Source organism: Streptomyces chartreusis NRRL 3882 (assembly GCF_900236475.1).
Classification (GTDB): domain Bacteria; phylum Actinomycetota; class Actinomycetes; order Streptomycetales; family Streptomycetaceae; genus Streptomyces; species Streptomyces chartreusis_D.
Genome location: NZ_LT963352.1, coordinates 8189765 through 8208921 on the forward strand (window position 1 = coordinate 8189765; position 19157 = coordinate 8208921).

17 protein-coding genes are annotated in these 19157 nt (G+C 73.2%); 11 read left to right on the plus strand and 6 right to left on the minus strand.

From position 1 onward, the window contains the following. On the minus strand, positions 1-2253 hold the full coding sequence (locus SCNRRL3882_RS36900; protein WP_010043285.1) for a heavy metal translocating P-type ATPase: 2253 nt from the start codon (positions 2251-2253) through the stop codon (positions 1-3). Between the two features lie 3 nt (positions 2254-2256). Then, entirely contained in the window at positions 2257-2469 is a 213-nt protein-coding gene (locus SCNRRL3882_RS36905) for a heavy-metal-associated domain-containing protein (RefSeq protein WP_010043283.1), read from the minus strand. A 195-nt stretch (positions 2470-2664) separates the two neighbouring features. Here SCNRRL3882_RS36905 and SCNRRL3882_RS36910 point away from each other — a divergent pair, with 195 nt between their 5' ends. Continuing rightward, positions 2665-3624 (plus strand): hypothetical protein, encoded by a 960-nt coding sequence (locus tag SCNRRL3882_RS36910; RefSeq protein WP_029181407.1) that lies wholly within the window; start codon positions 2665-2667, stop codon positions 3622-3624. A gap of 3 nt (positions 3625-3627) precedes the next feature. On the opposite strand, the gene SCNRRL3882_RS36915 is transcribed toward SCNRRL3882_RS36910, so the two are convergent. After that, complete coding sequence (locus tag SCNRRL3882_RS36915) at positions 3628-5463, minus strand: glycoside hydrolase family 15 protein (RefSeq protein ID WP_010043279.1); 1836 nt, start codon at positions 5461-5463, stop codon at positions 3628-3630. Between the two features lie 75 nt (positions 5464-5538). Beyond that, positions 5539-6318: a DeoR/GlpR family DNA-binding transcription regulator gene (locus SCNRRL3882_RS36920; protein ID WP_010043278.1), complete on the minus strand. Its 780-nt coding sequence runs from the start codon at positions 6316-6318 to the stop codon at positions 5539-5541. 118 nt (positions 6319-6436) lie between these two features. On the opposite strand from SCNRRL3882_RS36920, the gene SCNRRL3882_RS36925 reads away from it, so the two are divergent. Together SCNRRL3882_RS36925 and SCNRRL3882_RS36930 are read left to right on the plus strand one after the other, a co-directional pair. Beyond that, positions 6437-7318: an SIS domain-containing protein gene (locus SCNRRL3882_RS36925; RefSeq protein ID WP_010043276.1), complete on the plus strand. Its 882-nt coding sequence runs from the start codon at positions 6437-6439 to the stop codon at positions 7316-7318. 13 nt (positions 7319-7331) lie between these two features. Further along, a complete protein-coding gene (locus SCNRRL3882_RS36930) occupies positions 7332-8192 on the plus strand; it encodes a class II fructose-bisphosphate aldolase (protein ID WP_010043274.1) in 861 nt (286 codons plus the stop codon). Here the strand turns inward: SCNRRL3882_RS36930 and SCNRRL3882_RS36935 are convergent. Continuing rightward, positions 8182-9315, minus strand: coding sequence for a methyltransferase (locus SCNRRL3882_RS36935; protein ID WP_010043272.1), 1134 nt, complete (start codon positions 9313-9315; stop codon positions 8182-8184). The two genes, SCNRRL3882_RS36930 and SCNRRL3882_RS36935, sit on opposite strands and share 11 nt — an antisense overlap. 83 nt (positions 9316-9398) lie before the next feature. On the opposite strand from SCNRRL3882_RS36935, the gene SCNRRL3882_RS36940 reads away from it, so the two are divergent. Both SCNRRL3882_RS36940 and SCNRRL3882_RS36945 read left to right on the plus strand, forming a co-directional pair. After that, complete coding sequence (locus SCNRRL3882_RS36940; RefSeq protein WP_010043270.1) at positions 9399-10040, plus strand: alpha-ketoglutarate-dependent dioxygenase AlkB family protein; 642 nt, start codon at positions 9399-9401, stop codon at positions 10038-10040. Positions 10041-10076: 36 nt separating this feature from the next. Further along, entirely contained in the window at positions 10077-11315 is a 1239-nt protein-coding gene (locus SCNRRL3882_RS36945; RefSeq protein ID WP_029181406.1) for an ROK family protein, read from the plus strand. Here the strand turns inward: SCNRRL3882_RS36945 and ilvY are convergent. Continuing rightward, positions 11308-12201 (minus strand): HTH-type transcriptional activator IlvY, encoded by an 894-nt coding sequence (ilvY, locus tag SCNRRL3882_RS36950; protein ID WP_010043268.1) that lies wholly within the window; start codon positions 12199-12201, stop codon positions 11308-11310. The genes SCNRRL3882_RS36945 and ilvY overlap by 8 nt on opposite strands. 83 nt (positions 12202-12284) lie before the next feature. On the opposite strand from ilvY, the gene SCNRRL3882_RS36955 reads away from it, so the two are divergent. The 6 genes from SCNRRL3882_RS36955 (at position 12285) to SCNRRL3882_RS36980 (ending at position 19044) form a co-directional block, all read left to right on the plus strand. Next, entirely contained in the window at positions 12285-13757 is a 1473-nt protein-coding gene (locus SCNRRL3882_RS36955) for a ketol-acid reductoisomerase (RefSeq protein ID WP_010043266.1), read from the plus strand. Between the two features lie 118 nt (positions 13758-13875). Continuing rightward, positions 13876-14766, plus strand: a complete 891-nt coding sequence (locus SCNRRL3882_RS36960; protein WP_010043265.1) for an NAD(P)-dependent oxidoreductase — start codon at positions 13876-13878, stop codon at positions 14764-14766. 19 nt (positions 14767-14785) lie between these two features. Continuing rightward, the gene (locus SCNRRL3882_RS36965; RefSeq protein ID WP_010043263.1) at positions 14786-15208 is read left to right on the plus strand and encodes a PPOX class F420-dependent oxidoreductase; all 423 of its coding nucleotides are present in this window, start codon (positions 14786-14788) and stop codon (positions 15206-15208) included. Between the two features lie 241 nt (positions 15209-15449). Next, positions 15450-15731, plus strand: coding sequence for an SHOCT domain-containing protein (locus SCNRRL3882_RS36970; protein WP_010043261.1), 282 nt, complete (start codon positions 15450-15452; stop codon positions 15729-15731). Next, positions 15728-16486, plus strand: coding sequence for an ABC transporter ATP-binding protein (locus SCNRRL3882_RS36975; protein ID WP_010043258.1), 759 nt, complete (start codon positions 15728-15730; stop codon positions 16484-16486). Before SCNRRL3882_RS36970 ends, SCNRRL3882_RS36975 begins: the two co-directional genes overlap by 4 nt. Continuing rightward, positions 16483-19044, plus strand: coding sequence for an ABC transporter permease (locus SCNRRL3882_RS36980; protein WP_010043256.1), 2562 nt, complete (start codon positions 16483-16485; stop codon positions 19042-19044). The genes SCNRRL3882_RS36975 and SCNRRL3882_RS36980 overlap by 4 nt, the downstream gene beginning before the upstream one ends. The last annotated feature ends 113 nt before the right edge of the window (positions 19045-19157 follow it).

Consider the following 19157-nt stretch of genomic DNA (forward strand, 5'->3'; position numbering starts at 1 on the left):
TCAGCTCGCGGCGCGGAACGTGCGCAGCCGCAGCGAGTTGCCGACGACGAAGACCGAGGAGAAGGCCATGGCCGCCCCGGCGATCATCGGCGTCAGCAGACCGGCCGCGGCCAGCGGCAGGGCCGCCACGTTGTAGGCGAACGCCCAGAACAGGTTGGAGCGGATGGTGCCCAGGGTGCGGCGGGCGAGCCGGATGGCGTCGGCCGCGGCCCGCAGATCGCCCCGGACGAGGGTCAGGTCGCCGGCCTCGATCGCGGCGTCGGTGCCGGTGCCCATGGCCAGACCGAGGTCGGCCTGGGCGAGGGCCGCCGCGTCGTTGACGCCGTCGCCGACCATGGCGACCGACCGGCCCTCGGCCTGGAGCCGCTTGACGACCGCGACCTTGTCCTGCGGGAGCACCTCGGCGACGACGTCCTCCGGTGCGATGCCCACCTCGCGGGCGACGGACCGGGCCACCGCCTCGTTGTCCCCGGTCAGCAGGATCGGGGTCAGTCCGAGGGCGCGCAGCCGCCGGATCGCCTCGGGGCTGGTCTCCTTCACCGCGTCGGCGACCTCCAGCACCGCGCGCGCCGCACCGTCCCAGGCGACCGCGATGGCCGTGCGCCCGGCGTCCTCGGCCGCCGCCCGCGCACGGGCGAGGCCCGTCGGCAGCTCCATGGCCCAGTCGGCCAGCAGCCTCTCCCGCCCGACGAGCACCGCGTGGCCCTCGACGACGCCCTGGACGCCGAGCCCGGGCACGTTGGCGAAGTCCTCCGGCGTGGGCAGAGCGCCCAGCTTCTCGAGGGCTCCGTCGGCGACGGCGCGGGCGATCGGGTGCTCGGAGGAGTGTTCCAGCGCCCCGGCCAGCCGCAGCACCTCGGCCTCGTCGGTGCCGTCCGCGGTGTGCACCGCCAGCAGGGTCATTCGGCCGGTGGTGACGGTGCTGGTCTTGTCGAGGACGACGGTGTCGACGCGACGCGTGGACTCCAGCACCTCCGGGCCCTTGATGAGGATGCCGAGCTGCGCGCCCCGCCCGGTGCCGACCATCAGCGCGGTCGGCGTGGCCAGACCGAGGGCGCACGGGCAGGCGATGACCAGGACGGCGACCGCGGCGGTGAAGGCCGCCGTCAGCCCTGCGCCGTTGCCGAGCCAGAAGCCCAGCGTGCCCAGCGCCAGGGCGATCACCACCGGCACGAACACGGCGGAGATCCGGTCCGCGAGCCGCTGCGCGGCGGCCTTGCCGTTCTGCGCGTCCTCCACGAGCCGGGCCATCCGGGCCAGCTGGGTGTCGGCGCCGACCCGCGTGGCGCGCACCACGAGCCGCCCGCCGACATTGATCGTGGCGCCGGTGACCGGGTCGCCCGCTCCCACCTCCACGGGCACGGACTCGCCGGTGAGCATCGAGGCGTCCACGGCGGAGGAGCCCTCCACCACCGTCCCGTCGGTCGCGATCTTCTCGCCGGGCCGGACCAGGAAGCGGTCCCCGACCCGCAACTCCGCGACCGGAACGGTCTGTTCACGGCCGTCGGCGCGCAGCACGGTGACGTCCTTCGCACCCAGCTCCAGCAGCGCGCGCAGCGCCGCACCCGCCTTGCGCTTCGCGCGGGCCTCGAAGTACCGGCCGGCCAGGATGAAGGCGGTCACCCCCGCGGCTGCCTCCAGGTAGATGTTCCCGGCGCCGTCCGTGCGCTCGATGGTCAGCTCGAAGGGGTGCGTCATGCCCGGCGTGCCCGCGGTGCCGAGGAACAGCGCCCACAGCGACCAGAGGAACGCGGCCGAGGTGCCCACCGAGATCAGCGTGTCCATGGTGGCGGCGCCGTGCCGCGCGTTGGTGAACGCCGCCTTGTGGAAGGGCCACGCCGCGTACGTCACGACGGGCGCCGCCAGTGTGAGCGACAGCCACTGCCAGTACTCGAACTGCAGGGCCGGGATCATGGCCATGGCCACGACGGGCACCGCCAGCACCACGGCCGTGACCAAGCGCTGCCGCAGCGGCCGCAATTCGTCGGGCTCCTCGGCCGGCTCCTCCCGCCCGGCGGGCGGAGCCGGCTCCTGGGCGGTGTACCCGGTCGCCTCGACGGTGGCGATCAGGTCGCCGACAGAGACGTCACCGCTGTAGCTGACCTTCGCCTTCTCGGTCGCGTAATTGACGGTGGCGGTGACCCCGTCCATGCGGTTGAGCTTCTTCTCGATGCGCGCTGCGCAGGAGGCGCAGGTCATGCCGCCGATGGCGAGTTCCACTTCGGCGCCGGTGTCGGTCGTGTCGGTGGTCATGGCTCACACCCGTCCGGTCAGCTCGTAGCCGGCGTCGTCGACGGTCTCTGCGATCAGGGCGTCGTCGGGCTCGGCGGCACTGGTGACGGTGACGTGCCCGGCGTCGAGATCGACCTCGACGCCGCTGACGCCCTCCAGCTCGCCGATGGCCTTGGTCAGGGTGGCCTTGCAGTGGCCGCAGGACATTCCGGAGACGGCGTAGGTGGTGGCGGGCATGGCGTGCCTCCTGGGTACGGTCGCGATTCTCGAATACGGGGCGGGGGTATCCCCTCGCCGCGTTCATATATACCCCCGAGGGGTATAGGATGCAAGCGCGGACGTCGCTTGACTTGGTACCCCCCAGGGGTATGGTGAGCTGCATGGAGGCCCCGCGCAGGAGCGGAAGGCCCGGTTCTGAAGGAGATGCCGGTCATGAACACCGGACTGAAGATCACGACTTTCGCCGCCGTCCTGGCAGCGACCTTCGGCACGGCCTACGGCGTCGGCCAGGGCATCGACCCCGTCGTCGCCGACAGCCCGCCGCGACACGAGGACGAGCACACCCGGCCCGCACCGCCGCCCGAGGAGGCCGGCGGTCACACCGGCCACGACACACCCCCGGCCGGCGGGCTCCAGATCTCCGAGGACGGTTACACCCTCGACCTGCAGACCCCGAGCGTCACCGCCGGGCAGCGGTCCGACCTGCGCTTCACGGTCAGGGACGGCAGCGGCCGCGCCGTCACCGCCTATCAGCGCGAACACGAGAAGGAACTGCACCTCATCGTGGCCTCACGCGACCTGGTCACCTACCGCCACCTGCACCCCACCCGCGCCGCCGACGGCACCTGGAGCACCCCCGTCGACCTGCCCCGCGCGGGCGGCTACCGTGTCTTCGCCGACTTCACCCCGGCGAAGAAGGACGCCCGCAACCTCACCCTCGGCGCGGACCTCGCCGCCTCCGGCCCGTACCAGCCGAAGGAACTGCCCGCACCGGCCACCACGGCCAGGACCGACGGCTACGAAGTGAAGCTGTCCGGCGCCCTGCGCCCGGGCAAGGCGAGCGAACTGAAGCTGAAGGTCTCCCGCGCCGGCCGGCCCGTCACCGACCTCCAGCCCTACCTCGGCGCGTACGGCCATCTGGTCGCCCTGCGCGCAGGCGACCTCGCCTACCTCCACGTCCACCCGAACGGCGAACCCGGCGACGGAAGGACCAGGCCCGGCCCGGACATCTCCTTCACGGCCACGGCCCCCAGCGCCGGTTCCTACCGCCTGTTCCTCGACTTCCAGCACGACGGGAAGGTCCACACGGCGGCCTTCACCGTCAGCGCCGGGGGAGCGGCGGCCGGTTCCGGTACCCCCGAGGGGCACGCGGACGACGGCCACGGGCACTGAGCGTCAGCCGAGCGCCCGGTCCAGATTGAACGCCGCGCTGATCAGCGCGAGATGCGTGAACGCCTGCGGGAAGTTGCCCTGCTGCTCCCCGGTGTGGCTGATCTCCTCGGCGTACAGTCCGAGGTGGTTGGCGTAGGTCAGCATCTTCTCGAAGGCGAGACGCGCCTCGTCGATCCGGCCCGCGTGCACCATGGCCTCGACGTACCAGAAAGAGCAGATGGAGAACGTGCCCTCGTCGCCGCGCAGCCCGTCCGGGCTGGACTGGGGGTCGTAGCGGTAGACCAGCGAGTCGGAGACCAGTTCCTCGGTGAGCGCGTCCAGCGTCGACAGCCACTTCGGATCGGTCGGGGCGATGAACTTCGTCAGCGGCATCATCAGCACGGCCGCGTCCAGCACGTCGCCGTCCTCGTGCTGGACGAAGGCCTGACGCGCCTCGGACCAGCCCCGGCTCATGATCCGCCGGTAGATCGTGTCGCGGCACTCCCGCCAGCGCGGCAGGTCGGCGGGCAGGCCGCGCCGGTTGGCCATCCGGATGGCCCGCTCGATCGCCACCCAGCACATCAGCCGCGAGTACAGGAAGTTCTTGCGCCCGCCCCGCGTCTCCCAGATCCCCTCGTCGGGCTGGTCCCAGTTCTCGCACACCCAGTCCACCAGCGCGCACACGTCGTCCCACTGGTCGCTGGAGATGGGCTTGGCCCACTTGTCGTAGAGGTAGATGGAGTCGATCAGCGCGCCGTAGATGTCGAGCTGGAGCTGGTCGGCCGCGGCGTTGCCGACGCGTACCGGCGCGGAACCCTCGTGGCCCTCCAGATGGCCGAGTGTCGTCTCGGGCAGCTCGGTGCGCCCGTCGATGCCGTACATGATCTGCAAGGGGCCGGAGTGCTTGCCGTCGCCGGGGCTGATGTGCCGGGTCACGAAGTCCATGAACTTCTCGGCCTCGCCGGTGAAGCCCAGCCGCAGCAGGGCGTAGACGCAGAAGGCCGCGTCGCGCACCCACACGTACCGGTAGTCCCAGTTGCGTTCGCCGCCGAGCCGCTCGGGCAGACTCGTGGTGGGCGCGGCCACGATCGCCCCGGTCGGCGCGTAGGTGAGCAGCTTCAGCGTCAGCGCCGAGCGGTGCACCATCTCCCGCCAGCGGCCCCGGTACCGGGACGCCGCCAGCCAGCGCCGCCAGTACGTCACCGTCGCCGCGAACTGCTCCTCCGCCTCCGTGCGCGCACACCGGCGGGGCACCACGTCGCCGCCCACCTTGTCCAGCGCGAACACCGCCGACTCGCCCTCGGAGAGCTTGAAGTCCCCGCGTACGTCCGGCCCGTCGGTCTCCACCGGCACGGTCGCGGTCAGCGCGAGCGCCATCCCGTCGGCCTCGAAGACCGCCGTCTCACCGGTCAGCCGGACGGTGTGCGGCCGGGTGCCGTAGTCGAACCGGGGAGCGACGCGGGTACGGAACGGGATCGAGCCGCGTACGCACACCACCCGGCGGATCAGCCGGTGCCGCTCGGCCTCGGACGGGTCACCGTCGAGCGGCATGAAGTCCTGCACCTCGCCGACGCCGTCCTCGGTGAAGAACCGGGTGATCAGGACGTTGGTGTCGGGGAAGTAGAACTGCTTGGTCCGCGCCGGCACCGCCGCCGCCAGTTCGAAGCAGCCGCCGCGGTCCGCGTCCAGGATCGAGGCGAACACACTGGGCGCGTCGAAGGCCGGGCAGCAGTACCAGTCGATCGTGCCGTCGGTTCCCACCAGGGCCACACTGCGCAGGTCGCCGATCAGTCCGTGCTCGGCGATCGGCAGATACCGCCGGCCCCCCGGCCCGTCGTGGCCCTCCGCTGGTCCGCCCATGACCGCCTCCCTGGCCGGTACGCGCCTCAGCCCCAGCTTAGGCGGGCGGGCCGGGAAAGGGGCCGGGAACGCGGGTCACACGGTGACGACCCGGAGCCCTGCCTCCTCGAAGCGCCGCACCGTCTCCGCGTCGGCCGCCGTGTCCGTGACCAGCGTGTCCACCGCATCGGCACCGCAGATCCGGGCGAACGCCCGCTGACCCAGCTTGCTGGAGTCGGCGGCCACGACCACGCGCTCCGCGCGTTCGCACAGCAGCCGGTTGATCGCGGCCTCCGCCTCGTCGTGCGCCGCGGCCCCGTGCGTGACGTCGAAGGCGACCACGCCGAGCACCGCCACGTCGACGGTGATCTGCCCGAGCACCGCGTCCGCGAGCGGCCCGACCAGCTCGTACGACTGGGCCCGCGCCACCCCGCCGGTCAGCACGATCTTGAACTGGGGCCGCACGGCCAGCTCATTGGCGATGTTCAGCGCGTTCGTCACGACGGTCAGCGCGGGCGAGCCGGACGCCAGGTCCCCGCGCACGGCCAGGGCCCGCGCCACCTCGGTGGTGGTCGTGCCCCCGGTCAGCCCGACCGCCTCGCCCGGCGCGACCAGCTCGGCGACCGCCTTCGCGATGCGCTGCTTCTCGGAGGCGCGCCGGGCCGTCTTGTAGCGCAACGGCAGTTCGTAGGACACGCCGTGCACCACCGCACCGCCCCGCGTGCGCACCAGCATCTGCTGCTCGGCCAGCCGGTCGAAGTCGCGGCGGATCGTCGCCGCCGACACTTCGAGCTCCCCGGCCGCCTCCTCGACGTCCAGCCGGCCGCGCTCGACGAGCAGTTCCAGCAGCGCCTTCCAGCGGGCGTCGCGCGACATCCGCACCTCCACGACTCGATCTCCGGGCGACCCTAACGCACCCGATCCCGCCCTGATGCTTGATGCTGCTCGAAAGCCGGCGATATCTTGCAGGAACGATCAGATCGGAAGGTGCCGCATGACGCATGTCGAGGACGAGCTGACCAGCCAGCCCGAGTGCTGGACACGCGCCGTGTCACAGGCGGCCGGGTACGCGGAGGTGCTGCCGGCGCCGGGGGAGCGGGTCGCGATCGTCGGATGCGGCACCTCGTACTTCATGGCGCAGGCGGCCGCGGCCCTGCGCGAGGCCGCGGGCCGGGGCGAGACCGACGCGTTCGCCGCCTCGGAGTTCCCGTACGGCCGCGCCTACGACCGGGTCGTCGCCCTCACCCGCTCCGGCACCACGACCGAGGTCCTCGATCTGCTCGGCAGACTGAAGGGCCGTACCCGCACCACCGCCATCACGGCCGACCCGGACACGCCCGTGCGGACGGCGGCCGACCGGCTCGCCGTCCTCGACTTCGCGGACGAACGCTCCGTCGTACAGACCCGGTTCGCCACCACGGCCCTCACCCTGCTCCGCGCCCACCTCGGCCTGCACCCCGACACCGCCGTCAGCGACGCGCGCACGGCCCTGGCCGAGCCCCTGCCCGAAGGCCTCGTGGACTGCGCTCAGTTCACCTTCCTGGGGCGCGGCTGGACCGTCGGTCTGGCCCACGAGGCCGGGCTGAAGATGCGCGAGGCGGCACTCTCCTGGGCGGAGGCCTACCCGGCGATGGAGTACCGGCACGGGCCCATCAGCGTCACCACGAGCGGCACCGCGACCTGGATGTTCGGTGAGGCACCCGAAGGGCTGGCCGGCCAGGTGCGCTCCACCGGCGGGTTGTGGATCGAGAACCGGCTCGACCCCCTGGCCGAGCTCGTCCGGGCCCAGCGCCTCGCGGTCGCCGTCGCCGCCGCCCGCGGCCTCGACCCGGACCGGCCGCGCCATCTCACCCGCTCGGTGATCCTCGCTCACTGACCCTGGAGGCACCGTGCCCCTCACCACCACCGGCGAGCTCATCACCCGGGCTGCCACAGCCCGTTCGGCCGTCGCCTCCTTCAACGTCATCACACTGGAACACGTCGAGGCCGTCATCGCGGGCGCCGAGTCCGTGCCCGCCCCCGTCGTGCTCCAGGTCAGTGAGAACGCGGTCATGTTCCACGGCGGACAGCTGTTCCCGCTCGCCCGAGCGGCCGTCGCAGCCGCCGAACTGGCCGCCGTACCGGTCGCGTTGCACCTCGACCACGTACAGAGCGAAACCCTGCTGCACCAGGCCGCGGAGGCCGGCTTCAGCTCCGTGATGTACGACGCGGCCCGGCTGCCCTACGCCGAGAACCTCGCCGCGACCCGGGCGGCGGTCGACCGGGCCCACTCCCAAGGGCTCTGGATCGAGGCAGAGTTGGGGCAGATCGGGGGCAAGAACGGCAGACCCCCGCTGGACGCGCACGCCCCGGGCGCCCGCACCGACCCCGACGAGGCCCGGGCCTTCGTCGCCGACTCGGGCGTGGACGCCCTGGCCGTCGCCATCGGCAGCGCCCACGCCATGACGACCCGCACCGCCACCCTCGACCACGCCCTCCTCAAACAACTGTCGGCCGCGCTGGACGTCCCGCTCGTCCTGCACGGCTCCTCGGGCGTCCCGGACGGCGAACTCACCGCGGCGGTCGCGGGCGGCATCACCAAGGTCAACATCGGCACCGCCCTGAACATCGCCCTGACCGGCGCGATCAGGGAGTTCCTCGCCGACCGCCCCGAGGCGGTCGACCCGCGCGGCTACCTGACGGTCGCGCGGGAGGCCATGACCCGGGCCGTGGCGAGGACCCTCCAGACCCTCGGCGCGACTACCGCTTGACCGCCTTCAGCACCACGAACTTCGGGTCGCTCGCCACCAGCCGGCTGTTGCCGAACAGCTTCCGCAGCTTGACGTGGTAGCCCAGATGCCGGTTGCCGATCACCCACAGCTCGCCGCCCGGCCGCAGCGCACGCCGCGCCCCGGTGAACATCCGCCAGGCCGTGGCGTCCGTCGTCGCCTGATGGGAATGGAACGGCGGGTTGTTCAGGACCAGATCGACACTGCCGGACGGCACCCCCGCCAGCCCGTCGCCGACCCGGAACTCCGCGTGCCCCGGCACCCCGTTGGCCTTGTACGTCGCCTCCGCCGAGGCCACGGCCTGGAACGACTCGTCCACGAACAGCACCTCGGCCGCCGGGTCGGCCAGCGCCACCGCCGTACCGACCACGCCGTTGCCGCACCCCAGGTCCACCACCCGCCGGCCGCTCCCGCCATTCGGCAGATGCTCCAGGAAGAACCGTGTGCCGATGTCGAGCCGGTCGGCACAGAAGACACCCGCGTGGTTCACGACGGTGCGCCCCGCCGCCGGTCCGATGCCGTCCGGGAGCGTGTAGACGTACGGCCACGGATTGGCGGGCCGCTGCAGCGCGGGATCCGGCGTGCAGAAGATCAGCCGGGCCTTCTTCTCGGCGAGCGAGGTGCGGGTCGGGCCGAGGATCCGCTCGAACAGCCGCAGCGTCGAGATGTGGATCTCCTTCACCATGCCCGCGCCCACGACGACCGTCCCCGCGTGCACCGCCGGCGCCAGCCGCAGCAACTGGTCCTCCAGCAGCGCCAGGCTCTTCGGCACCCGCACCAGGAGAACGTCGACACGGCCGGGTGGCGGGTCCTGCGTGGTCAGCAGCCGGACCGCGCCGGGCTCGACACCGTGCCGCGCGAGGTTGGCCCGGGTCGCCTCCTGGGTCAGGTGGGACTCGGTGATCTGCGCCGGCCGGTGCTCCGCGAGCGCCGTGACCAGGGCACCCCAGCGGTCCCCGACGACCACGACCGTGCCCGACAACGGGACCCCCTCCCGCGCCAGATACCTCAGCAGGTACTCGTCGGAGGCGTCCCAGGCACGCAGCCTGTCGCGCGGGTCCTCGGGGAAACGGGTCAGCGCGAGCTCGCCCCAGGGCGTCGTCATACGGTCGTCCATCGTGCGTCCAGGCTAGCCGAGCCGCAGCTCAGCCCAGGTCGGGGAGGAAAGCATCGGAGAGGATGGGAGGCATGGACGGCGAACTGTTCCCCCGAGCCCGCACACAGCCGGCGCCGGGCGCGGTGCACATGCCGGACTGGCTGGACGCCGAGGGGCAGCGCGAGCTGCTGGACGCCTGCCGCGCGTGGGCGCGCCCACCGGCCGGGCTGCGCACGGTCCGTACCCCCGGCGGCGGCACCATGACCGCCCGGCAGGTCTGCCTCGGCCTGCACTGGTACCCGTACGGCTACGCCCGCACGGTCGTCGACGGCGACGGCGCCCCGGTGAAGCCGTTCCCCGAGTGGCTCGGCGACCTGGGCCGCCGGGCGGTCCGCGACACCCTCGGGGGACCGGCACCGGCCTACGACATCGCCCTCATCAACTTCTACGACGCCGACGCCCGGATGGGCATGCACCGCGACAGCGACGAGAAGTCGGACGCGCCGGTGGTGTCGCTGAGCCTCGGCGACACCTGCGTGTTCCGCTTCGGCAACACCGAGACGCGCACCCGGCCCTGGACCGACGTCGAGCTGCGCAGCGGCGACCTGTTCGTCTTCGGCGGCCCGGCCCGGCTCGCCTACCACGGGGTCCCCCGGGTGCACCCAGGCACGGCACCGCCCGCGCTGGGCCTGGCCGGACGGCTCAACATCACGCTCCGGGTCAGCGGCCTGTAGGCCGCCGGCCCTGCGGATCATGGGAGACTCGCCCTCATGAGCGGGAAGGCTGACCCCCGGCCGGCGGGGGATGGGAGCACCTCGAGGACGCGGCTGGACCGGGGGCGCGGAGCCCTCGGACCCGCGCTGGAGCTCGTGCACACCGGACGCGCGCCGACCCGGGCCGTGCTCACCGCCGAGCTCGGGGTGACACGGGCGACGGCCGGCGCGGTCGCCGCCGAACTGGAGGCCCTCGGGCTGATCCGGGTCGACGCCCGGCCCGGCGCGGCGGCGGGCTCGCAGGGCCGGCCCTCGCACAAGCTGGCCGTCGCCGAGGACGGGCCCGTCGCGCTCGCCGCGCAGGTGCACGCCGACGGTTTCCGGGCGGCGCTGGTCGGGCTGGGCGGCCGGATCGTCGCCACCGCGCCGGGCTGCGAGGTCGTCGACGCCGACCCGGCGAAGGTGCTCGCCTCCGTCGTCACGGCGGGCGCCGAGCTGCTGCGGGAGACCGGGCGCCGGTGCGTGGGCGCGGGACTCGCCGTACCGTCCGCGGTCGCCGAACCCGAGGGGCTGGCGCTCAACCCGCTGCACCTGGCCTGGCCCGCGGGCGCGCCCGTCCGGGACATCTTCGCCGAGCAGGTGCGCGCGGCCGGCCTCGACGGACCGGCGTTCGCCGCGAACGACGTCAACCTCGCCGCGCTCGCCGAGCACCGGCACGGCGCCGGACGCGGCGCCCGTGACCTGCTGTGCGTGGCCACCGGCCACCGGGGCGTCGGCGGGGCGCTCGTCCTCGACGGCCGCCTCCACCGGGGCAGTTCGGGCCTCGCGCTGGAGGTCGGCCACCTCACCGTGCACCCCGAGGGCCGCCCCTGCCACTGCGGCAGCCGGGGCTGCCTGGACGTGGAGACCGACCCGCTGGCCTTCCTCACGGCGGCGGGCCGCGAACCGGGCCCCGAGGTGTCCCTGCTCCAGCAGTCCATCGACCTCATCCGCCACCACTACGACGACCCGGGCGTCCGCACCGCCACCGAGACCCTCATCGACCGGCTCGGCCTCGGACTCGCCGGCCTGGTCAACATCCTCAACCCGGACCGCATCATCCTCGGCGGCCTGCACCGCACCCTCCTCGACGCCGACCCCGACCGCCTCCGCGCCGTCGTCGCCGACCGCAGCCTGTGGGGCCAGAGCGGCGGCGTCCCGATCCTGGCATGCACCCTCGACCACAACAGCCTGGTCGGCGCCGCGGAACTGGCGTGGCAGCCGGTACTGGACGATCCACTCGGGGCGCTCACCTAGGCCAGCCGGGGCGCTCACCTGGGCCTCTCGGGGTGTTCCCCTGGGCCAGACTCCACAGCGCCGCCACCAGCGGCCGCCGCAGGTCGGCCCGCCTGACACACAGTCCGATCGCGAACGGCTCCGGCGCCGGATCGGCCGGCACCACCGCCAGCCGGTCCCGCACCGCGCTGTGCTCCAGCACCAGGCGGGGGACCACGCCCGTACCGCAGCCCAGCGCGACCAGCGTCAGCAGTCCCTCGTGGCCGTCGGGCTCACAGGCCACGTCCGGTGTGGTGCCGCGGGCGCGGAACCAGCGGTCGGCGGCATCGCGGACCAGGCCGCGGTGAGGGAGGACGAACGGCCCGCCGAGCCCGGGATCCGGCCGGTCCCGGGCCGTGACCAGGACCAGCTCGGTCACCGCGACCGTGCGGCTCACCAGCGGCTCCGGCAGTCTCGGCGGAATTCCCGCCACGGCCGCGTCGACCTCTCCCTCGTCCAGCCGGGCCAGGGCCGCCGCCGCGTCACCCGTCCGCAGATCGAGCCGGACCTGGGGATGCGTGGCACGAAAGGGCGCCAGCAGGTCCGGCAGCAACACCTGGCACGCCGTCACCGTGGCGAACACGGCCAGCCGGCCGGTGAGCAGCGCCGGGTCGGGATGTTCCTCGCGGTAGGAGCGCCACAACTCCAGGGCCCGGACGGCGTACTCGCGGAACCGGTGCCCCTCCGCCGTGAGCGACACCCCGCGCGGCCCCCGGTCGAACAGCCGGTGCCCGAGGTCCGCCTCCAGCCGCTGCACGGTCCGGGTCAGCGTCGCCGGGCTGACGTGACAGTCCAGGCTCGTCCGGCCGAAGTTGAGCGTCTGCGCGAGATGCAGGAACAGTCGCAACTCCCGGTGGTCGTCCCGCACGGCCTGCACCTTTCACTTGATGCAACAGGGCGCTGCACAAGTTGCGCTTGCCGCAACGCTCCGGCCGAGCCTACAACTCGACCATGACCTCGACGACCGCGTACACCTCACGCGTCTTCCCCCTCGACACCATGGACGTGCCCGGCGGCACCGAGACCGTCCTGCGGGGCGGGCGGCACCTCTTTCCGCTGCTCCCGCAGGCCTTCGCGGGCATCCGGCGCATCGGTGTCCTCGGCTGGGGGCCCCAGGGGCGGGCGCAGGCCCTCAATCTCCGCGACTCCCTCGCCGGCACGGACATCCGGGTGGCCGTCGGGCTCCGCCCCGGCTCGCACTCCCTCGCCGATGCCCGTGCCCACGGCTTCACCGAGGACGACGGCACGCTCGGCGACTGGCTCACGGTCGCCGGAGAGGGTGACCTGGTGATCCTGCTGATCGCCGACTCCGCGCTCGCGGCCCATCACCAGGAGATCTTCGCGGCCCTCCAGCCCGGCGCCGTCATCGGCCTCTCGCACGGCTTCCTGATGGGCCACCTGCGGGAATCGGGCGGCGGGTTCCCGCCGGGGCACGGGGTGATCGCTGTGTGCCCCAAGGGAATGGGCGACTCGGTGCGGCGGCTCTACGAGCAGGGCGCGCACGTCAACGGCGCCGGGATCAACAGCAGTTTCGCCGTGCACGCCGACCCCGACGGACGGGCCGTCGACCTGGCGCTCGGCTGGTCCGTGGCGCTCGGCTCGCCCTACACCTTCCGCACCACGCTCGACAGCGAGTACCGCTCGGACATCGTCGGCGAACGCGCCATCCTGCTCGGCGCCGTCCACGGCATGGTCGAGAGCCTTTACACCCGCTACCGCCTCGCCGGCGACGACGAGGTGACGGCATACGAACGGTCCTGTGAGAACGTCACCGGCCCGATCGCCCGCACCATCTCGCGGGCCGGACTGCGGGCCGTGCGCGAGGGCCTCGACCAGGCGGCGCGGGACGTCTTCGACCGGGCGTACACGGCCACCTACGCCCCCGCGCGCGAGATCGTCGCCGAGATCTACGACGAGGTCGCCGACGGCACCGAACTGCGCAGCGTCATCCTCGCCGAACGACGGCTCGGCGCACGCCCGATGAGCGGCATCGGGGGATCCCCGATGTGGGCGGTGAGTAACCGGGTGCGGGCCCGGCGCGACAGCCGCGACCTGCCCGTCGACCCGTTCACCGCCGGCGTGTTCGTCGCCACCATGACCGCCCAGATCGACGAGTTCGCCGAGCGCGGGCACCCCTGGTCGGAGATCGTCAACGAGTCCGTCATCGAGGCCGTCGACTCCCTGCTGCCCTACATGCACGCCCGGGACGTGGCGTACATGGTCGACAACTGCTCCCGCACGGCCCGCCTCGGCGCCCGCCGCTGGGGCCCGCGCTTCCTCGCCGCCTACGAGCAGATCGCCTACCCGGCCGCGGACCACCCGGCGGACGCGGCCCTGCTCGCGGCCTTCGCCGCCCACCCGGTGCACGAGGCCCTGGCCGCGGCGGCCGGACTGCGGCCGTCCGTGGACATCTCGGTGACCTGAAGCATGACCCCACGGGTCTCAGGCTTGCGGGCGCAGCTTCCGGGAAGGCGAGCCGCTGAGCGGGCAGGCTGGTCGGCAGACAGCCCGTCCGCACCGCACCACCGAGGAAGTTGACGTCATGACCGACAAGCTCTCCGTGAGCGTCCTGGGCACCGGCATCATGGGCGCCGCGATGGCCCGCAACCTGGCGCGCGCCGGGCACACCGTCCACGCCTGGAACCGCACCCGTGCCAAGGCCGAGCCGCTGGCCGCCGAGGGCGTGCACATCGCCGACACCCCCGCGCAGGCGGTCCGGGACACCGACGTCGTCCTGACCATGCTCTACGACGGCCCCGCCGCCCTGGACACGATGCGGGAGGCCGCCCCCGCCCTGCGTCCGGGCGCCGCCTGGGTGCAGTCCACGACCGCCGGCGTCGAGGCCGTCGGCGACCTCGCCGCCTTCGCCCGCGAACACGGCCTGGTCTTCTACGACGCGCCCGTCCTGGGCACCCGGCAGCCCGCCGAGGCCGGGCAGCTGACCGTGCTCGCCGCCGGCCCCGTCGAGGGCCGGGACACGGTGACGCCGGTCTTCGATGCCATCGGCGCCCGCACCGTGTGGGCCGGCGAGGACGGGGCGACCGGCGGCGCCACCCGGCTGAAGCTGGTCGCCAACAGCTGGGTCCTCGCCGTGACCGCAGCCGCCGGTGAGGCCCTGGCACTGGCGAAGGGCCTCGGCATCGACCCGCGCGGTTTCCTCGACCTCATCGCCGGCGGTCCGCTCGACATGGGCTACTTGCACGCCAAGTCCGGGCTGGTCCTCGAAGACCGGCTCACACCGCCCCAGTTCGCGGTGACCACCGCCGCCAAGGACGCCCGCCTCATCGTCGAGGCCGGTGCGGACCACGGAGTCCGCCTGGACGTGGCCGAAGCCGCCGCAGCCCGCATGGAGCGTGCCGCCGCCCAGGGCCACGGCGACGAGGACATGGCCGCCGCCTACTTCGCGAGTTTCGACGAAAACCCGTCCGCCTGATCACCCGGGAGGTTCCCCCATGTCCAAGCCGCCGCTGCCGCCCGAGGCCGAGGCCCTGCTGAGCCGGCCGAACCCGTGCGTCATGGCCACGCTGCGCTCCGACGGCACACCGGTTTCCACCGCGACCTGGTACGCGTGGAAAGACGGCCGGGTGCTGATCAACCTCGACGAGGGCCGGGTCCGCCTGAAGCACCTGCGCCGCGACCCGCGCGTGACGCTCACCGTCCTCGCCGAGGACAACTGGTACACCCACGTCACCCTCATCGGCCGCGTCACCGAGATGTACGACGACAAGGACCTGGCCGACATCGACCTGCTCTCCCGGCACTACGGCGGCAAGCCCTACCCGAACCGCGTCCGGCCCCGGGTCAGCGCCTGGATCGAGGTCGACCGCTGGCACGGCTGGGGCGAGCTGAAGGACAACGACCAGGCCATGGGCTGAGACCGGGAACCATACGGCATCCCGCGGCCGCCGCCCACCGAGCGGGCGGCGGCCGTCGAGCACTTCCTCTCGCGCCGCAGACACGCCTTGATGCGCTGGTGGTACACGCCGCCCTGCCCGTCTACTCCCCGCGAGGTACGCGCACTGCCGCTGGCCGTACGACGACCGGGGACCCCTCGCGGGGCGACGCTCGGAAGCGAAAGCGAGACATCGCGACAACGCCTCCGAGGAGTTGAACGACATGCAGACCCTGGCGAACTTCGGTGACGGCGGCCCCGGCCCGTGGATCCTGCTCTTCCCGGTGATCTGGGCACTGGTCATCGGCGGCGGCCTCGTGCTGCTGCGCCGCACGGTGTGGCACGGACGCCGCGGCGGCCCCTGGCGGCAGCCCCCGGCCGGGAACGACTCGCCCATCGCCGTCCTCGGACACCGCTTCGCCTCCGGCGAGATCGACGAGGACGAGTACTGGCGCCGGCTGTCCGTGCTGGACGAGGAGTTCGGCCGCAAGGGAGGTGCGGCATGACCAGCACGACCGCCACGACGACCACGCGGCCCGCCGCCCGGGTCGTCGACGCGGTGAAGGTGTACGGCGGTGGTGACACCGCCGTACGCGCCCTCGACGGCGTGACCGTGAGTTTCCCGGCCGGCCGCTTCACCGCGATCATGGGGCCCTCGGGCTCCGGCAAGTCCACCCTGATGCACTGCGCGGCCGGTCTGGACACGCTCACCTCGGGTACCGCCCGCATCGGCGACACCGACCTGGGCGGCCTCGACGACCGCCGCCTCACGCTCCTGCGCCGCGACCGCGTGGGCTTCGTGTTCCAGGCGTACAACCTGGTGCCGACACTCACCGTCGCGGAGAACATCAGGCTGCCCCTGGACCTGGCGGGAGTCCGCGGCGACCCGGGGTGGATCGACACGCTGATCGATGTCGTCGGACTGCGTGACCGGCTCCACCACCGGCCCGCCGAGCTCTCCGGCGGACAGCAGCAACGCGTCGCCGTGGCCCGGGCGTTCGCCGGACAGCCGGACGTCGTCTTCGCCGACGAGCCGACCGGCAACCTCGACTCGCGCTCCGGCGAGGAGGTGCTCGGCCTGCTCGGTCGCACCGTACGCGAGACGCGGCGCACGGTCGTCATGGTCACCCACGATCCCGTGGCCGCCGCGCACGCCGACGAGGTCGTCTTCCTCGCCGACGGACGCCTGGTCGACCGCATGGAGTCCCCGACCGCCGACCGGGTCCTGGACCGGATGAAGGCCTTCGAGGTGCCCTCATGAACGCCTCGGTCCGCCTGGGCGTGTCCTCCCTGCGCGCCCACCGGCGGCGCTTCGCCGGTACGTTCCTCGCCGTGTTCCTGGGCGTGGCGTTCCTGGCCGGGACGCTCGTCATGGGCGACACGCTGCGCGCCGGCTTCGACTCCATGTTCGGCAACGCGACCAGCGGCACCGACGCCGTGGTGCGCAGCGCCGACGCCATCACCACGCCCGGCGAGAGCCAGGGCGTGCGGCAGCCGATCGCCACCGACCTGGTCGGGACCATCGAGAAGGTCCCGGGAGTCGCGGCCGCCGTTCCCGACATCCAGGGCGCCGGGCAGCTCCTGGGCGCCGATGGCGACCCGATCGGCGGACAGGGCCCGCCCACCCTCGCCGGCAACTGGATCACCGACCCGGAGCTCAACCCCTACCAGCTCGCCGAGGGGCGCGCCCCGCGGAAGTCCGGCGAGGTCGTCGTCAACCGCGGCACCGCCGAGAAGGGCGACCTGAAGATCGGCGACACGACCACCCTGCGCACCCCCGACCCGGTCCGGGTGACCATCGTCGGCCTCGCCACCTTCGGCGGCGAGGACGGCATGGCACAGGTGACCTTCACCGGGATGACCGTGGCCGACGCGGAGAAGTACCTCACGGCACGGCCGGGCGAGGCGGCGAGCATCCAGGTGCGAGCCGGTCCCGGGGTGAGCCAGCGGGAGCTCGTCGACCGGCTGACACCCGCCCTGCCCAAGGGGGTCGAGGCCATCACCGGCCAGGAGTCGGCCGAGGAGAACAACGAGATGATCTCCAGCCAGTTCCTGAGCATCTTCACGCTCTTCCTGCTGGTGTTCTCCGGCATCGCCCTGCTGGTGGCGACCTTCTCCATCCACAACACCTTCGCCATCGTCGTCGCCCAACGCACTCGCGAGAACGCCCTGTTGCGGGCGCTGGGCGCCTCCCGCCGCCAGGTCACCGTCACCACTCTGGTGGAGGCCACCGCCGTGGCCGTGACCGCGTCCCTGGCCGGCCTCGTGGGCGGCATCGGCATCGCGGCCGGGCTCCAGGCGCTGTTCCCGGCCATCGGCTTTCCGTTCCCCGAGGGCGAGCTGGTGGTCAAGGCCCTGTCCCTGGCGCTGCCGCTGGCCGTCGGCATCGTGGTCTGCCTGGGCTCCGCCCTGCTGCCCGCCGTACGCGCCGGCCGCACCGCACCCCTGGCAGCCCTTCGCGAGACGGCCGTCGACACCTCCGGCGCGTCCCGCCTGCGGGCCGTCACCGGGACGGGCCTGGTCGCGCTGGCCCTCGCCCTCACGCTGGCCGGCGTCCTGGTGTCACCGTCCGTCTGGCTGGCGGGGGCCGGCGCAGTGCTGGCCCTGGTCGCCTTCGTGGTGCTCGGCCCGGTCGCCTCCGCCACCGCCGTCCGGATCCTCGGCAGCCCCCTCGACCGGCTGCGCGGTGTCACCGGGGTCCTGGCCCGGCAGGGCGCCCTGCGCAGTCCGAAGCGCACCGCGGCCACCGCCAGTGCCCTGATGATCGGCGTGGCGGTCGTGTCGCTGTTCACGGTGTTCGGCGCCTCGCTGAAGGCCACCATGGACCAGACCGTGTCCCGGTCCTTCGCGGGCGACGTCGCCGTCAGCGCCCCGTCGTTCGGTGCGGGCGGCAGCGGACTGAGCCCGAGGCTGGCCGGCGCGGTCCAGGAGCTGCCCCAGGTGAACACGGCGGTCGGACTCGGCCGCGGTGTCGCCGAGGTCGACGGCAAGGGCCGGGCCCTCACGGTCACCGACCCGGTCGCCCTGGAACGCACCTTCGACCTCGGCAGGATCGACGGCTCCCTGCGCGACCTGGGCACCGACGGCATCGCCATCACCGAGAAGGAGGCCGACCGGCAGCACCTCACCACCGGGTCGAAGGCACACCTCACCTTCACCGACGGCAGGAAGGAGACCTTCACCGTCCGCGCGGTCTACGGGCAGTCCGAACTCGCCGGCGACTACGTCATCACCCGCGCCGCCTGGGCCCCGCACCGCACCCAGGACTCCGACACCCTCGTCGCCGTCACGTTCAAGGACGGCGTGAGCACGGACGCGGGCAAGGCGGCGGTGGAGAAGGCCGCCGCCCGGTACGGCAACCCGGAGGTCCAGACCCGCGACGAGTACGCGCAGTCCTCGGCCGGCGGCATCGACATGATGCTCACCCTGGTCTACGCCCTGCTCGCCCTCGCCGTGGTCATCGCGCTCCTCGGCATCGCCAACACCCTGACCCTGGCGATCCACGAACGCACCCGGGAACTCGGGCTGCTGCGGGCCGTCGGCCAGACCCGCTCCCAGCTGCGGGCCATGGTCCGCTGGGAGTCGGTCCTCGTCGCCGCCTTCGGCACGGCCGGCGGGCTCGCCCTCGGCGCCTTCCTCGGCTGGGTCCTCGTCAGGGCCTCGGACGGCGCCAGTGACAGTGCCTTCGCCTTCGCCATGCCGCCCGCGCAACTCGTGGTCGTGGCCCTCGTGGGTCTCGCGGCCGGCGCCCTCGCGGGGCTGCGCCCGGCCCGGCGCGCGGCACGCCTGGATGTGCTGCGGGCCATCGCCACCGAGTGACTCGGGGGGGCGTCCGCGAAGTCCCGCCGTCCGGGCGGACGACGGGACTTCCGGGACACGCCCTACGTCCCGGAGCCACACCCGGCGGCGTACGCCCCCGCGGCACCCGTGCA

Excerpts from the sequence above, each read along its gene's own strand:
- SCNRRL3882_RS36900 (WP_010043285.1), bottom strand. The coding sequence starts at position 2,253 with ATGACCACCGACACGACCGACACCGGCGCCGAAGTGGAACTCGCCATC.
- SCNRRL3882_RS36965 (WP_010043263.1), top strand. The coding sequence starts at position 14,786 with ATGTCCAAGCCGCCGCTGCCGCCCGAGGCCGAGGCCCTGCTGAGCCGG.
- SCNRRL3882_RS36960 (WP_010043265.1), top strand. The coding sequence starts at position 13,876 with ATGACCGACAAGCTCTCCGTGAGCGTCCTGGGCACCGGCATCATGGGC.
- SCNRRL3882_RS36905 (WP_010043283.1), bottom strand. The coding sequence starts at position 2,469 with ATGCCCGCCACCACCTACGCCGTCTCCGGAATGTCCTGCGGCCACTGC.
- SCNRRL3882_RS36925 (WP_010043276.1), top strand. The coding sequence starts at position 6,437 with ATGACGCATGTCGAGGACGAGCTGACCAGCCAGCCCGAGTGCTGGACA.
- SCNRRL3882_RS36915 (WP_010043279.1), bottom strand. The coding sequence starts at position 5,463 with ATGGGCGGACCAGCGGAGGGCCACGACGGGCCGGGGGGCCGGCGGTAT.
- SCNRRL3882_RS36975 (WP_010043258.1), top strand. The coding sequence starts at position 15,728 with ATGACCAGCACGACCGCCACGACGACCACGCGGCCCGCCGCCCGGGTC.
- SCNRRL3882_RS36980 (WP_010043256.1), top strand. The coding sequence starts at position 16,483 with ATGAACGCCTCGGTCCGCCTGGGCGTGTCCTCCCTGCGCGCCCACCGG.
- SCNRRL3882_RS36945 (WP_029181406.1), top strand. The coding sequence starts at position 10,077 with ATGAGCGGGAAGGCTGACCCCCGGCCGGCGGGGGATGGGAGCACCTCG.
- SCNRRL3882_RS36935 (WP_010043272.1), bottom strand. The coding sequence starts at position 9,315 with ATGACGACGCCCTGGGGCGAGCTCGCGCTGACCCGTTTCCCCGAGGAC.
- SCNRRL3882_RS36940 (WP_010043270.1), top strand. The coding sequence starts at position 9,399 with ATGGACGGCGAACTGTTCCCCCGAGCCCGCACACAGCCGGCGCCGGGC.
- SCNRRL3882_RS36910 (WP_029181407.1), top strand. The coding sequence starts at position 2,665 with ATGAACACCGGACTGAAGATCACGACTTTCGCCGCCGTCCTGGCAGCG.
- SCNRRL3882_RS36970 (WP_010043261.1), top strand. The coding sequence starts at position 15,450 with ATGCAGACCCTGGCGAACTTCGGTGACGGCGGCCCCGGCCCGTGGATC.
- SCNRRL3882_RS36920 (WP_010043278.1), bottom strand. The coding sequence starts at position 6,318 with ATGTCGCGCGACGCCCGCTGGAAGGCGCTGCTGGAACTGCTCGTCGAG.
- SCNRRL3882_RS36955 (WP_010043266.1), top strand. The coding sequence starts at position 12,285 with ATGACCTCGACGACCGCGTACACCTCACGCGTCTTCCCCCTCGACACC.